Here is a 14,807-nt window from a genome sequence, read left to right as displayed (position 1 = left end):
TATCCTCTTTATGACTTACTTTATTTGAATAGCCAGACTTTGCTGGTTTGCTTGCTGTTTGCCCTTTTGATGCTGATGGCTGTCGACCATTTGTTTGATTTGAGAAACGCACGAGCCACAGTTAGTGCCGCATTTGAGTTTGTTTTGAAGTTGGGTCAATGAAGTGCAGTCTTGTTTCTCCATCGCGTCATGTATTTGTTTATCGGTGACGCGGAAACAACTACAAACCAGTTTGGCGGAGCTTTGCGATTGAGTGATGGTAAGCAGTTGCGATAGCTCCATCGGCTTGCCAATCAAGCCAGTAAAGTTGGTGTAGTCAGTTTGAATCGGTTCGCTAGACACCACTAAAACAGAGCGAATGATACGAACGTCTCCAACAAGGTCGTAATCCACCGCGAGCCAACCCTGGGCAATATCTATCGTAATTCTGCGGCTCTTTTCCGTTCGACAAAAACTCTGCTTCTTTGGTCGCTTATCGTGTGCAAAGCGCCAAATGCCCAAATTGCTTTCTGCTTGAAATGCGCTGTAGAGAAACTTGCCGGAATCAAACTGTGTACCAATGAACATACCGTAGGTTTTGACCGCTGCGTCTTGCACTTCAACATAAGACGACTTAAATGCAGGCTGCCCGGAAATAGGGTCTTTTGCGCTGTTTACTATCGCGTTAACGCTGCTTTCACCGCCATATCGACCCGCCCAGTGCATTGACATAAACAGCTCCTGAAAACCTAAACCTTTATCAATGGCAACTTTGGCATAAATACTGGTGTTTGAAGTAGGCTGGAACAGCTTGGTGAGTTGTCCTGCTTTTAAGCGATTTTGAGTAGCAGAGAGTGTGTTCATGTACACGGTTGGTTCTAACTCAGAGGCGGCAAGGTGTGCGATATGCCCTGTGCGCGTCATAGTATGCCATTGGTCGCGTTGCCTACCCGTATTGAGCCACCAGCCTTTTGTTCTTTCTAAACGCGTTGGAGATTCACTGGTCACGACAAAACGCGCTTTACCATCTGGGTGCGAATAGATGCCATCAGCAAAAGGACGCTCTCCTCCCCATTGTGTCGGCACCCACTCTTCGTATTCTTGCTCAGTTAAGTTCGAGTGTTGAGAAAGATCTAGCTTCAATGGCGAATCTGCATTCATGCCTGTCATCGCCGCATATTCCCTGAATACCGCCCGCTCTGAAGTAAACGCAAAACCATTTTGTGTCTTTTCCAATGCACACAGAGCTTGCCCGACTTGGCTTATCGCCGACCAATCTGATTTTGCTTCACCCGGAGGCGCTTGAAACTGGCGCTGCCTAGAAAGTCGACGCTCAGAGTTAGTTACCATGCCTTGCTTCTCACCCCAACCAGCGGCGGGCAGCAACAGATCCGCGTAATGCGCTACATCCGAATCCGCTGTGATATCGGAAACAATCACAAACGGACAAATCTCTAGTGCTCGTTTTACCAATTGGTTATCTGGCAAAGAGACAACAGGATTGGTTGCCATGATCCACAGAACTTTAATCTCACCACGTTCTACCGCCTCAAACAGTTCAACGGCTTTTAAACCGGGCTGAGTGGCAATTTCTGGTGAATCCCAGAACGCCTGCACTTGCTTGATAGACTCTGCGTCAAAAGCACGATGAACCGCTAATTGATTTGCCAAACCACCCACTTCTCGTCCACCCATCGCATTCGGTTGACCTGTAATAGAAAATGGCCCGCAACCTGACTTAGCAATTTTACCTGTCGCCAAATGTGCATTAATAATGGCATTGCCTTTATCGACACCATTTTCGGCTTGGTTAACCCCTTGGCAAAACAGCGTGATTGCGGTTAGGCTTTGCGCAAACCATTGGAAGAATGTCGTGAGTTTTTCCTCTGAAATGCCAATGGAAGACGTTAGATTAGCGACACTGTAACGTAAATCAGAAGCTTCTTCTGCAAGCGCATCAAACCCGTCGGTATAAGAATTTATGTATTCAGAATCAATGCATTGCTGTTCAATAAGAAACTTGAGCAGCCCATTGAAGAGTGACACATCACCATCGTTTTTAATCGGTAGATGCAAATCCGCTTGCTGTGCGGTGACCGTTTCACGCGGGTCAATGACCACCAGCTTGAGGTTAGGATTGTTTTCTCTCGCTTGTTGAATACGTCGGAATAAAACAGGGTGCGTCCAAGCGGTATTAGCACCGCAAATGATCAATAGCTCAGTCTTATCAATATCGTCGTAATTGACGGGAACGACATCTTCACCAAATGCTCGTACATGAGCCGCAACCGCCGAAGACATACACAAACGCGAGTTCGTATCGATGTTTGCGCTGCCAACATAGCCTTTCATGAGTTTGTTGGCGACATAGTAGTCTTCCGTCAACAACTGGCCTGACACGTACATCGCGACGGATTCCGGTCCAAACTCTGCTTTCGCTTGATGAATCTTTTCTGCAATCAGATCCGTGGCTTGTTGCCATTGCACTTCTTGCCCTTGAGGTCGCTGCTTGGTGACAAGCTTTGGATACAGCAAGCGCGAAGGCATATTCAAGCTCTCTGCCAACGCGACACCCTTTACGCACAGTGAGCCCGCATTTGCAGGATGACACGCATCCCCAACGATTCCTTTCGCATTGACCTCGACACCACATCCAACACCACAATAGGGACAAGTGGTTTTTTTGCATCCTTGCGACATAACACCTCCAGTGCGATTCAGCCCAACTTACTAGCAAAAAAAAGCCTCTCCCGAATCGAGAGAGGCAGCAATGCCTTTAACGCTGTTAGTACATTTTCAAAAAGTAATACCCTATACCGCTCTCGCCTGCTATTGAGAGCGGCGCATCGAGTTATCGATGAACGTTTATGTAAAGCAAGTGAGGTGCCAAGATTAAAAACCTTTACTATACAAAAGGTTAGCTTAAAACCAATTATAGCAACGTAATGCTACGCACTGATTGTGTGCAAATTTCGGTCATTATCGTGCAGAATTACTTTACTAATTCCATGACTAACCTGGATTCTTCGTCACCAAAATAATGCGCTTCTTCTTCTAACGTTTTAAAGCCAAGGGAGAGGTATAAAGACAATGCAGGTTGGTTCTTAGGATCGACAGTCAATTTCACGCTTGAGCCTAACTTCAACGGCGCAATAACGTTTTCTAGGAGGGAACGCGCAATACCTTTACCTCTATGTTGAATATCGACGGCCAATGACATGATCCAATATTGATGTGCATTTGTGCTAGTCGTTAGCAATATATACCCTGCGACCTGCTCTCCCTCTTTTGCTACCAGTAAACTCTCTCCCCAACAATCAAAAGCTTGCCGAAAGAAAAATTGAGGATAGGCGTGTTCTCCAAATAAAGTATTTTCGAGCTTATATATGGCAAATAAGTCCTCTTTTTGCGCAGACAAGATGTCCATTCAATGACTCCTTCTTTAACATGAATGGCAGCAGTATACCTAAATCTCATCTAAATGACGGGACACAAACATCTCAATTAAGTGCTTAAGAAATGTAATATTCTTCCTGAAAATTAGGCCTAACTCACTTAGAACATACATCCGTGATTAAGTTTTAACCGCAAAATCAAAAACCACACAAGATGAAAATTTCAATACATATAACCATTAAATGCATTACATTTAAGAACTTTATTCTGGTTTATTGAAAAATTCATAGTTGGATAATTTACAACCACCCCAAATTCACAGCATTATTCACCAAGCTTCGCGTGTGATAATAAACACTAAAACCTTTACCATTTTCAGCATTATTATTTTTATAAAAGCGAGTTTTAAAGTGAAAGAATCTCGAAATGCCTTAAATCCTAGTGAAATAAACACAACCACAGCTTGGTCAAAACATGATACACATTGGGTTCTTAGCCTATTTGGAACAGCCGTTGGCGCAGGCATCCTGTTTCTGCCAATTAACCTTGGGATTGGTGGTTTTTGGCCTTTAGTCGCGATGGCAGTACTTGCTTTTCCAATGACCTATCTTGCGCACCGTGGCTTAGCTCGTTTTGTACTATCTTCTAAGATCAAAAACGCAGACTTCACTGATGTAGTGGAAGAGCACTTCGGCGCAAAAGCAGGTCGTTCTATTTCACTGCTGTATTTTCTTTCGATCTTCCCGATCCTGTTGATATATGGGGTTGGAATAACAAACACAGTAGATAGCTTCATGGTAAATCAGGCTGATATGGCTTCTTTACCTAGACCTTTGCTTTCTGGCGTACTAGTGTTTGCACTAATTGCTATTATGATGGCGGGTGAAAAAGTAATGCTACGGGCCTTTGCCATCATGGTGTTCCCACTTGTTGTCATTCTTGCCTTTCTATCATTTTACTTAATACCGAACTGGACCATGCCTGTCATGGATGTGCCAGAAGCGTCAGCTTTTGCTAGCACTATGTGGTTAGCAGTTCCTGTAGTGATTTTCTCGTTTAGTCACGCAGCTGCAATTTCAAGCTTTGCAAATGTACAACGTCGCCATTACGGTAAGCAGGCAGATGCCAAATCCGAAGTTATTCTTCGTCGCACTAGCATTATGCTGATTGCCTTTGTTCTTATTTTTGTATTTTCCTGTGTACTAACACTGTCACCTGAACAATTGGCTCAAGCAAAAGAACAAAACGTATCCGTATTGTCTTACTTAGCGAACGCAACCGATAATCCATTTATTGCAACACTTGGTCCTTTAGTAGCGTTTGTTGCTATCACTTCATCTTTCCTTGGGCATTTTTTAGGTGCGCGTGAAAGCTTAAATGGTTTAATTAACAAGCATTTTAACCTATCTGAGAAGCGTGTTGATCGTATCAGCGTGGCAGCACTGTTCTTCTCAATCTGGGCGGCCGCGATCATGAACCCAAGTATTCTTGGTATGATGGAAGCATTGTCAGGGCCTGTTATTGCAATGATCTTATTTATTATGCCAATGTTAGCGGTGTATAAAATCGAGGCGATGAAACAATATCGAGGAAATGTCTCTACTTACTTTGTTCTAGCAGCAGGCATTGTGGCGGTAAGTGCATTGATTTTTAGCTTCTTCAGCTAATAACTAAAGACTAGCTTGGATTTTCAGGGGAATACCTTACACAAGGTTAAGGTGATTCCCTGAATTTTCTTACTCTTTAAAAGGTAATCATCGTTACCCTTGACTCTTAAATAAGAGCGAAAACACCCGCAATCATAAGTACTGAAGCGATGCAGGTACGGCCGATAATGCCGAAGTGCGAAGGTTGAATCATTTCATTATGCATAGTTAATCTCCTATTTATTATAAAAGCCATTTTTTATTGGCTTAATAACACTATGTCTAATATCCAGTTTTTTAACAACCCATACAAACATTAAATATTTATGACAGAAACGTAATTTTTTACACTTCGCCCTGATTTTGAGCGATGAATCCGCGGCTTAAATCATTAGATTGAGTCCACCGAATATGCTCGCCTACCTGTCATCGTTACCTTATCTATACCATCGCCTAATCATTGCATAAGTTTTCAATAGATTTTGTTTTATAAATCATAATATTATAGAGATCCTTCTCGTATCTCACTCCCAAAACACTTTGCCACTGGGAATCCATCCGCACTTAACCAACAAGAAATGGTAGACTTAACTGGTATTCGGTTAAGAGATCACATTTTATTAATACGCTCATGCACTTCTCAATTAAAAAACTGGCTTGCGCACTTTGTACTGCACTTGGACTTTTCTTGCATCCCACCAACGTACTGGCGAGTACCGAAAAGCAAGCTTATCTGGAAGAACACATTTCAGCAGAAAGCAAGCCCATGTTAAAACTCTACTTTCGCTCGATGGGTAAGCCGCGATCAATTCAAAAAGATGAGTTAAATGCGCCACAGAATGCATCAGCGGAGTCTCTTGCTCTGTATTACTTTGCACGAAAGTACCTTAAGCGTTACGAAGGCGTTCCATTACCGAAAGATATGCCCGATTTAATCGAATTCGGTAAAAAGCACCATTTGGAATGGGTCGTCGCTGAAGCACAGCTCAATAAGGCTGTAACAATGATTGAGCAAGACGATAACTGGAACGCAGAATTGTTACTCCATGACGTTGTTTCTACAGCCCGTGATCTTGGTTATCTAGCATTAGAAGGCCGTGCTTACCGCTGGTTAGGCAATCTAGAAGTATCTCGAAATCAACTACGCAGTGGCCTAAAATATTATCGCAATGCCTATGAGTTATTAGAAAAAACAGTATTTGAAATACAAGTCGCGATGACACTGAACAACATTGGGACGGTCTACATCGACGCATCAGATTGGGCTCGGGCCAACAGTTACCTAACGCAAGCTCTCGACACTTACCTAGAGAGCGAATATCAATACGATAATAGCTTTTTTATGGGGGTTATCTACGCAAACCTTAGCATCGTTCACTCGAGCCTCGGAGATAACAAAAAAGCGGAATATTATTTCAATGAAGCCATTCGACTTTCAATGCAAACGGGGTCTGACACAGTCAAGCACCACTCTTTATCCAGCTTTTCACAAATGTTGAGCTCGGTAGGAAAAATTGATGATGCATTAATGGTCGCACAACGTTGCGTAGACCTGCCCATTCCAAAAAATCTAGAAATGCTAAAAACGTCTTGTTACGAGGCATTTGCAGAGGCTTACCTCGCAAACAAACAATACGATAAAGCTATTACAACAGCGCTTAACGTTCTAGAACAAACCAAGTCAACCAGTGAATTAGAGCTGCGGCAGCGTATTGATATGCTTTCGGTACTGGTAAACGCTCATCAAATTCTTAATGACTATGAAGCCGCTTTTCATTATTTAACCCAATTAAGAGAGCTGGAGGCTGAGTTTTCTCATCATATTCATGGTGAAGAGATGATTAACATTAAGTTTGATCTCGAAGCTAAGTTAGCCCAGAAAGAACTCAAATTGCTAGAAACAAAAAATGCGCTACAAGCGTCTGAACTGCGTTCGCAGCGCTATCGAGAAATGTTCTACTTTATCGCTATTACGGCAATTGGTGTCGTTGGTTTTCGTTACGTACTGCGCGTTAGACGTATTAATAAAGCACTCACTCAAGAAAATACTACCGATCCGTTAACTCAACTGCATAACCGTCGCTATCTTCACATTTGGCTGGACAAAATGGCTCGTAGAAGCCCAGATAGAACATTTGCCTTAGCAGTTTTAGATGTTGATCATTTTAAAACCTTTAATGATCAATATGGACACGATATTGGCGATAAAATGCTGACTCATATTGCCACGCTATTTAATGAATCCACTCGCTCTGGTGACCTACTCATTCGTTGGGGTGGAGAAGAGTTTGTCCTATTATTCGAAGTACAGCGAGCTGAAGATTGCGCTAAGTTTTTGGAGCGATTGAGATATACTGTTGAAAACACGCCATTGGTGGTTGACTCTAAACCATTAAACGCGACAATTTCCCTTGGAGCAGTGGACAAACTGTCGGCACAAATAATTAAACAAGAATGGGATCAATGGTTTTTCTTGGCAGACCAAGCTTTGTATGATGCGAAGCAAGCTGGTAGAAACCAGTTCGTCATTCACCCTACATCATAAAAAAGCACACATGAAAAAAAATCTAATCATTATTACTTTTGCGCCTCTATTTCTTATGGCGTGTAGTAATCAGCAAGCATCTCAACTGGGAATGCGCAGCAGCAGTGTCAACGTATATGCCCAGCAAATGAGTAACACTCAACTATGTGAAACTCTCTACTACAACCGTGCAACTAACCAAACCAAAGTGGCGATTGGTGCTGAGTTCAATCGACGTGGATTAAACAAAAAGTGGTGTGATAAAGAATTCGATAAGTTGTACATTAAAAAGTGGATTGATAACGTGCTGCCTAAGGAAAAAGCCGAACCTAAGAAACCAATGGCAACTATTCAACCCGCTCCAACTAAATAACCCCCCCTCTTGAAGCAGACGGTACACTCGTATTTTCTGCTTTTCACTTTTCATGCATGTTCGATGCGACATATAAAAACTTCATAGTTTCAGTAAATTAACAAAGACTTATGTTGTCCATCGAACTTTTAATGTAAACAAGTTGTAAATGGTTTTCGTCCTTATTCTTTGTCGTTAGCTTTGTTTGTTCCTGTTAGCGGAATATGAAACAGGAACTAAAAAATTCCAAACAAAGACATGAGGTCAAAAATGGAAATACGCATTAATCGCCTATTTGCCGCTATGTTGGCAGTAGGCATTGCACCTGCCGTCTCGGCGTTTGATCCACTCTATTCTGAACAATGGCACTTAGACAACACGGGGCAAACTGCGTTTGCGGCTAATCCTGCTGTTGCTGGGAACGACTTAAACACTAAGCTCACTCAGGCAATGGGGATTGCAGGTGTTGGTGTGAAAGTTGCTGTTATTGATTCTGGAGTGCAGATCGATCACCCCGACCTTGCAGGTAATATAGTTACAGGTAGCAGAAACTTCGTCGAAGACTCTTCATTCCCACCAAGTTATCCGGTTGATACTAATGGTCATGGCACTGCTGTAGCCGGTTTGATTAGCGCCGTCGGCAACAACGGTGAAGGCGGACGCGGTGTCGCTTATCACTCTTCCCTCATCGGTTTTAACTGGTTAGCCAACCAGACATTAGAAGGCTGGTTAATCTCCCATGGCATGGACCCAGCAACACGCGATGTTCGCGTATTTAACCAAAGTTACGGTTTCAGCCCTATAAACCCGATTACTTTTGATGAAAGCGACCCTCAGCTAAAACTTGAAATGGACGTGATGAAAAACGTCAGCGAGAGTAACGCATGGGGTCGAGGTGCTGTATTTGTAAAGTCAGCAGGTAATGGTTACCGTTATTTCAATGCAGGGCGATTCTTCGTATTGCCAAGTAACTTCTTTGCTGGTGGAGACAATCAAGGCTTACCGATGCACAACTCTGCTCAGTCTTATGATAACGCCAATTACTTCAATCTAGTCACTAGTGCATTGCGAGCGGATGGTACGAGAGCGAGTTACTCATCGGTGGGGTCGAACGTGTGGGTTGCAGCACCAGCAGGTGAATATGGGCAAGATTTCCCTGCTATGGTCACCACTGATTTAATGGGTTGTGAAGAAGGGCAAAATACCAGTGATGGCCTTGGCATTAATGGGTTACACGGCGGAACGGAGCTCGATCCGAACTGTAACTATACCAGTACGATGAACGGAACCTCATCGGCTGCGCCAAACACATCGGGTGCCATCGCGGCAATCATGTCAACCAACCACGCACTTTCTGCTCGTGATGTACGTGCTTTACTAGCGGAAACAGCAAAAGTAACGGATAAAGCGCATCCAGGCGTACAGCTTGAATTTACTAACCATAAAGGTGAACAGGTTAGCTACGAGGCTATTGCCCCTTGGCAGAAAAACGCAGCAGGCGTAGATTTCCATACTTTTTATGGCTTCGGCGCTGTAGATTTAGATGAAGCGATGCAACGTGCTCGCATGACGAATCGTGTTTTGCCAACTCAAGTCATTACGCCATGGGTTAATAACGCTACAGAAGTAAGTGTACCCGATGCAAGTCTAGTTGGTGGTTCTTCAAGTATCGCCATTGCCGATGAGCTGACAGTAGAATCCGTTCAAGTGACATTGACACTGGACCACGCTCGTCTGCCCGACTTAGCTATCGAGCTCATTTCGCCATCAGGGACTCGTTCCGTTTTGCAAACACCGCGCAATGGTCTTGTTGGTCAATCTCTTGATTCATCGATTACTGGCTACAAAGATCAATTAATGTTGTCTAACCAATTTTATGGCGAAGATGCAAAAGGCGAATGGACGTTGCGAGCAATAGATACGAACGGCGATGAAGTCTATTCTTACATTGCATATTTCAACTCTTCCACCATCTATGACGTTCCGATGGCAAACAACGCTCAGCCCGGTGTTATTAAGAACTGGTCGATGCGCATATTTGGACACTAAGGAGTCAATAACATGAAATACAAATCATTTTCTATGCTGGCTCTCGTTATCATGACGTCGAGTGTATACGCTGAGCAACAGCTCTCTCAACAGCCTGCACCAGAACTGTTTGTGCCATCAGAAGCGGTTGAGATTAATGGCCAAGACTATCGAAAAGTGCAAACTGGCACTGTTAGAACCCTATCTGAAGACGTAAAACTTCAAGCGGGTGATGAGGTGTTTAAGAATGCGTTTAGTAACGTATCCAAAGCCACTGGACTGGTTTACATCACCGTAAACAATCCTAACGAAGCGAAAGCAGTCGCCAAAGAGTTAAAATTAGAAGTTATCTTCGCAGAGGGGGAATCAGCGGTGTTAAAAGCATCTCAAGATCAAGATCTGCTAAGTATTAGCGACTACCTAAACGCAGACAGCCGGGTAAAAGCGTCTAAAATAGAACTAAACAGCGGTAAATACCGTGCACAATAATTCTCTAACAAGAGAAGTTGGCCTGTAAAACCATGCCTCAGCGATTGCTGAGGCATTTTTATGGGTAGGAACAGATAGGCTATTATTCTTTAATAACATTTCGCATAACCAGTATGATACCTAAACACCCTACTCGCCTGCGCCTGTCATTTCTTAAACAAAATAATTTCCGTTCTTAGCTCTTCTTCCGTGGTTTCCTTCGGGCTATTCAGATAGCGTTCGATTCCTAAAGGACTGGTTTTGACTTTCATACCACTCTGACGAACCAAGTTCATCGCTAAAGCCCATGCATTTCCCAAAAACTGATATTCACCTCGGTGTTCAACGACAAATGTTTCACTCTCAGGAATGGTACCGGTAACCGCCCCTTGAGGCGCTGGTACTGAGTTATGAAGAGGAAAGCAAGTGATAAACTCGAATGTACCTTTCTGCATATCCATCGACTGGTAATAACAAAACAATTCACCATTCACGGATAGGGTTTCGTCACTAATTAACTGTTCTAGTTGCTGAACATGCTTCTCAATTACCGAACCTAATTCCTGCAAGCTAGCCACACCCTTGATCCCAATGTAATGAATTTGAGGCAACGTTCGGTTACCTATTTCGACTAAGTCTGAATGCACTCTTCCGGTTTCAAGCTTACTTTTGAGCATGCGTAACCCACGTTGATAATCCATCTCTATCATCGACTTAAACATACTTTTCAGAAAGAACAGATACCAAGGGACGCGAGATTGCATTTGCCATTCGACTAAACAGCCATTTTGTGACGGCGTCACGATTAGAGTCACCTTTCCATGGCTCTTGATTGGGCGAAAGAAATGTAGCTCCATATCTAATCGATGCTCTTGAGTACTTTCCAGTACAATCGCGCCAGTCCCAATACGCTGACCATTCCATTGATAACCAGCTCCAACGTGGCCCTGATTATCACTGAATGTCAGCTCGCAGCTTGGTTCAAGAATGATCCATGGTGACCAGCTGGGCCAGTTATTGAAGTTCTTGAGATAGCCAATAATTTCACTTTGATTCTTATTAATTTCAATACTTCGGCTGACCTGATAAGAGAGCATAACGGTTCCTCGAGTTTCCGCTTCACTAACTTCAGTCTAATTCAAATTCCAGTTTTTTCTTGTTTGACTACGGGTTAGATGCGTACGACAAGAAAAATCCAGAACGTTAATTCTCACTTGAATCAATACGCGCAAAGCTAAGAGCAGAACTCCACTTTTGCACTAAATCGAACACCATCATCGTCCAGTACTAACGCCCACCCCATCCGTTCACATATTCGTTGTACGATAACAAGCCCACAACCATAACCAGCGTTGTACGTCTCGTTGCCATCGTGACGGTTTAGGATCTTAAGCGCATGACCTTTCAACTCAATTTCAATATCTCCCACACTATAGCTAAAAGCGTTTTTAATCAGATTGTTGATTACAATGGTCACAAAACTCTCCGGTGCATTCACGACACCACTATGTTGTTCGTGCAAAGCGTAGTTCGAATCTTGCTTGGCAAATAAAGGCGCTAGCTCTTCCAACTGTTTTTGTAAACAAGTGAGAAGCTGATGCTCTCCGTAATGCTGAGGCTCTATTTTCTCTTTACCAAGTAAGAGAAACGCTTCTGTCAGTACACGCATCTCGTCACAAGCTGACTGCATCCTCGTGATGGCTTTTTGCGCAACTCGAGGTTGATCAGGAATACGCGTCAGAATGTCTGTTGAGCCTTTAATCACCATGATTGGCGTTCTCAACTCATGCGATGCAAAACGGCTAAATTCTTGTTCTCGTTTGAAATAGCCCGCGATATCGTTCTTATTATCCAGCAAAGTCTGCTCTATCTGGCGTGTTTCGCTGAACTTAGTTTCAACTTGGAAAGCGGGTTGATCCGGTGACATTTGGCTAATTTTTTCTTCGATTTGCGCTAGTGGTCGAGACAATATTCGCACCATATAAATGCCATACCCGACCATAACAAATGAAAATAAGCCACCGAGCAGTAGCGTAAACTGATGCAGCGAGCTTTCGTATTCGTCCAAGTAATCATCTGAGTCATCTTGAAACACAATGTACATAAGCCCCTTCCCTGAGGGATGGTTCAATACAACAAAGTGTTTGTCTTCTTCACCAAGCAGATATTCGTAAAAACCAGGTGAAGTAAAAGAGAGCAACCAATCGGGTGTCGGTGCTTCACTCCAATATGAGTTGAATTCCAATACGTTTGGCAATGGCGCATCCCAGCCCTGTTTCTCGAAATTCTCACTATAAAGCGCAGCTTCAGTATCTAGCCAGTGATGTAAACTCAGCACTTCCAGTTTGTTTTCTGCCACATAAATCAGCGACCAAAAAAGAGTAAACATCACAAACGTCATGACCCCAAAACCCCAACGGATCTTGCGATAAATGCTTGGATATTCGTTATGCTTTAAGTCGGTAACCTTGTCCATGAATAGTCTCTAATCGTGATTCTTCAAAACCTTTGTCTAGCGCGGTTCTTAAACCGTAAATATGGCTACGAAGTGCATCACTTCCAGGTGGTTCGTCTCCCCACACACTATCGATCACTTCTGCGCGCGAGACCGCTGCTGGAGCACGTTGGAGGAGCAATTTTAAAATTTTAGTTTGAATTCGACTCAGCTTAATTTCTTTGTTTTTTCTCGTTACTTTTCCTGTACGCGCATCTAAACAAATATCTGCAAATTTGAGCGTTCCGATATCTTGTCTTGGACCACGATTAGCCAAAGCATGAACACGCAAACTGAGCTCTTCCATCGCAAATGGCTTCATTAAATAATCATCTCCCCCCGCTTTAAAAGCCGCGATTTTGTCATCTAGCGTATCTTTTGCCGTTAGGAAGAGAATTGGCGTTCCACATAACTTATCTTGTCGAAGCTTCTGTACCGTACTGATGCCATCGAGCTTCGGCATCATGATATCCATGATGATTACATCGTAATGATTTTCCTCGATTAACTTAATCGCAGCCTCTCCATGAAACGCACAATCGATAATCATGCCTTCGAGCTCAAGATAGTCTGCAATCGTCTCCGAGACGTTATGGTTGTCATCTACAATTAAAATTTTCATAAAATCAAATTTCTTCACGATCTCTTCACGATATGCCCAATAAGATACAGGCAATTTCCTAAACTCGCTCGTAAATTGAGGCTAATACAATGAAAAAACTCGCTCTTATTTCTGTAGTAGGTTTGGCATTGTCTGGTTGTGGTGGTTCAGGTGGTGGCACCAATAGCGATAGCACACCAACTCAACCAGCAGTGAAACCAAGTGTAGCGATTGGCTCTGTTGAAGCGGTCAACGCTGAAGAAAGCACGTTAACCGTCAATGGACATACGTATCGTGTGTCTGAGGTGGTTTATGACGACACACAAGTGCAATTGGCCGATGTAAAACCCAAAATGGTGGTTCGCGTGGGTTCAGATATTCGGCAAGCTTCGGGCAATGGCGTCCGAGTCACACTTGAACCAACCATTACTGGACGTGTGACAGCGATTGATCATGTGAAGAAAAAATTCACGGTAAACGGCATAGAGCTGCAGTTTGACGGTTTAAGTGATGATATAGAGATCAACGACTGGGTGATGGTGTCATCCTTACCGACTGCGGATGCGGGCTATCGAGTGTTGTCTGTGGTCGAAATCGACGTAGATAACGATTACCCAGCCCTTGGAAGCTACTACGAACTGGAAGGTCACATTACTAGTACCGATGAAAATGCTGGCACGTTTGAGCTTGGTACAAATATAACCGTATCTTACGACAACATTAGCCAACTTAGCATCGGCCAATGGGTAGAAGTAGAAGGTGAAATGCAAAACGGCATCTTCATGGCAAATGAGGTAGAAGTTGAAGACTACGACGATCTAAAAAATGACAGCGATGTGGAAGGTATCGTGACTTGGGTTGCCAAGGATTATAGTGAGTTCTCTCTAAACTACCGAGGAGCCTTCTTCATTGATAACGCAACACGCTTTGAGGATGGTAGCAAAGCTAATCTAGAACAAGGTCAAGAAGTAGAAGTGACCTCTGTGATGAAAAATGGCAAACGCACAGCTACCGTCATCGAATTTGAGCGGTCGGAGTTTGACAATGACAACCAATGGCGGGGTAAAGAGTTTGAATGTGAAGGCTATGTATCAAACTACGATGCTGATTCAAGAGTGTTTGAAATTGAGCATTGTGAGAATGATGCTGATCAAGTACTAAGTAACACCACCGTTGTGATTGATGCACAAACACGCTTCCAAGGCATTGAAGAACTTAACCTAAATGGTGCTCGTGTCGAAGTCGAAGGTGTGATCATTAACGACCAAAATATTGCCCGTGAAGTGGAGTTAGACGTTTACGACAACTAATCCCTTCTA

11 protein-coding genes are annotated in these 14,807 nt (G+C 43.3%); 6 read left to right on the top strand and 5 right to left on the bottom strand.

Annotation, left to right across the window (positions count from 1 at the left end; translation table 11 throughout):
* Positions 1 to 15: 15 nt before the first annotated feature.
* Complete coding sequence (locus tag R7H07_RS12260; protein ID WP_206958906.1) at positions 16 to 2,679, bottom strand: nitrate reductase; 2,664 nt, start codon at positions 2,677 to 2,679, stop codon at positions 16 to 18.
* Between the two features lie 292 nt (positions 2,680 to 2,971).
* The gene (locus R7H07_RS12255; RefSeq protein ID WP_031781129.1) at positions 2,972 to 3,406 is read right to left on the bottom strand and encodes a GNAT family N-acetyltransferase; all 435 of its coding nucleotides are present in this window, start codon (positions 3,404 to 3,406) and stop codon (positions 2,972 to 2,974) included.
* A 379-nt stretch (positions 3,407 to 3,785) separates the two neighbouring features.
* On the opposite strand from R7H07_RS12255, the gene R7H07_RS12250 reads away from it, so the two are divergent.
* The 5 genes from R7H07_RS12250 to R7H07_RS12230 all read left to right on the top strand — a co-directional run bounded on the left by R7H07_RS12250 (position 3,786) and on the right by R7H07_RS12230 (position 10,414).
* A complete protein-coding gene (locus R7H07_RS12250) occupies positions 3,786 to 5,042 on the top strand; it encodes an aromatic amino acid transport family protein (RefSeq protein ID WP_206958908.1) in 1,257 nt (418 codons plus the stop codon).
* Positions 5,043 to 5,652: 610 nt separating this feature from the next.
* Complete coding sequence (locus R7H07_RS12245; RefSeq protein WP_005387588.1) at positions 5,653 to 7,566, top strand: tetratricopeptide repeat-containing diguanylate cyclase; 1,914 nt, start codon at positions 5,653 to 5,655, stop codon at positions 7,564 to 7,566.
* Between the two features lie 10 nt (positions 7,567 to 7,576).
* The gene (locus R7H07_RS12240) at positions 7,577 to 7,918 is read left to right on the top strand and encodes a hypothetical protein (protein WP_017820239.1); all 342 of its coding nucleotides are present in this window, start codon (positions 7,577 to 7,579) and stop codon (positions 7,916 to 7,918) included.
* Positions 7,919 to 8,167: 249 nt separating this feature from the next.
* Positions 8,168 to 9,946: a S8 family peptidase gene (locus R7H07_RS12235; RefSeq protein ID WP_054579021.1), complete on the top strand. Its 1,779-nt coding sequence runs from the start codon at positions 8,168 to 8,170 to the stop codon at positions 9,944 to 9,946.
* A gap of 12 nt (positions 9,947 to 9,958) precedes the next feature.
* Positions 9,959 to 10,414 (top strand): hypothetical protein, encoded by a 456-nt coding sequence (locus R7H07_RS12230; RefSeq protein ID WP_025767689.1) that lies wholly within the window; start codon positions 9,959 to 9,961, stop codon positions 10,412 to 10,414.
* Positions 10,415 to 10,560: 146 nt separating this feature from the next.
* On the opposite strand, the gene R7H07_RS12225 is transcribed toward R7H07_RS12230, so the two are convergent.
* From R7H07_RS12225 to R7H07_RS12215, 3 genes are all read right to left on the bottom strand, one after another.
* Entirely contained in the window at positions 10,561 to 11,490 is a 930-nt protein-coding gene (locus tag R7H07_RS12225) for an SRPBCC family protein (protein ID WP_017820241.1), read from the bottom strand.
* A gap of 137 nt (positions 11,491 to 11,627) precedes the next feature.
* Positions 11,628 to 12,869, bottom strand: coding sequence for a sensor histidine kinase (locus R7H07_RS12220; RefSeq protein WP_206958909.1), 1,242 nt, complete (start codon positions 12,867 to 12,869; stop codon positions 11,628 to 11,630).
* Positions 12,841 to 13,509 carry a response regulator transcription factor gene (locus tag R7H07_RS12215; RefSeq protein ID WP_047101150.1) on the bottom strand — a complete coding sequence of 223 codons (669 nt, stop codon included), beginning with the start codon at positions 13,507 to 13,509 and terminating at the stop codon, positions 12,841 to 12,843. Before R7H07_RS12215 ends, R7H07_RS12220 begins: the two co-directional genes overlap by 29 nt.
* A gap of 89 nt (positions 13,510 to 13,598) precedes the next feature.
* Between R7H07_RS12215 and R7H07_RS12210 the strand changes: the two genes are divergently transcribed.
* A complete protein-coding gene (locus R7H07_RS12210; RefSeq protein ID WP_047100950.1) occupies positions 13,599 to 14,798 on the top strand; it encodes a DUF5666 domain-containing protein in 1,200 nt (399 codons plus the stop codon).
* The last annotated feature ends 9 nt before the right edge of the window (positions 14,799 to 14,807 follow it).

This window comes from Vibrio sp. Vb1127, assembly GCF_033338735.1.
GTDB classification, from domain to species: Bacteria; Pseudomonadota; Gammaproteobacteria; order Enterobacterales; family Vibrionaceae; genus Vibrio; species Vibrio alginolyticus.
The sequence above is the reverse complement of the archived record's forward strand: the minus strand, read 5'-3'. Positions and strand labels throughout refer to the sequence as shown.

Bases quoted from the DNA above. Each gene is read 5' to 3' on its own strand.
- R7H07_RS12230 (WP_025767689.1), top strand. From the start codon at position 9,959: ATGAAATACAAATCATTTTCTATGCTGGCTCTCGTTATCATGACGTCG.
- R7H07_RS12220 (WP_206958909.1), bottom strand. From the start codon at position 12,869: ATGGACAAGGTTACCGACTTAAAGCATAACGAATATCCAAGCATTTAT.
- R7H07_RS12245 (WP_005387588.1), top strand. From the start codon at position 5,653: ATGCACTTCTCAATTAAAAAACTGGCTTGCGCACTTTGTACTGCACTT.
- R7H07_RS12210 (WP_047100950.1), top strand. From the start codon at position 13,599: ATGAAAAAACTCGCTCTTATTTCTGTAGTAGGTTTGGCATTGTCTGGT.
- R7H07_RS12255 (WP_031781129.1), bottom strand. From the start codon at position 3,406: ATGGACATCTTGTCTGCGCAAAAAGAGGACTTATTTGCCATATATAAG.
- R7H07_RS12215 (WP_047101150.1), bottom strand. From the start codon at position 13,509: ATGAAAATTTTAATTGTAGATGACAACCATAACGTCTCGGAGACGATT.
- R7H07_RS12225 (WP_017820241.1), bottom strand. From the start codon at position 11,490: ATGCTCTCTTATCAGGTCAGCCGAAGTATTGAAATTAATAAGAATCAA.
- R7H07_RS12240 (WP_017820239.1), top strand. From the start codon at position 7,577: ATGAAAAAAAATCTAATCATTATTACTTTTGCGCCTCTATTTCTTATG.
- R7H07_RS12235 (WP_054579021.1), top strand. From the start codon at position 8,168: ATGGAAATACGCATTAATCGCCTATTTGCCGCTATGTTGGCAGTAGGC.
- R7H07_RS12260 (WP_206958906.1), bottom strand. From the start codon at position 2,679: ATGTCGCAAGGATGCAAAAAAACCACTTGTCCCTATTGTGGTGTTGGA.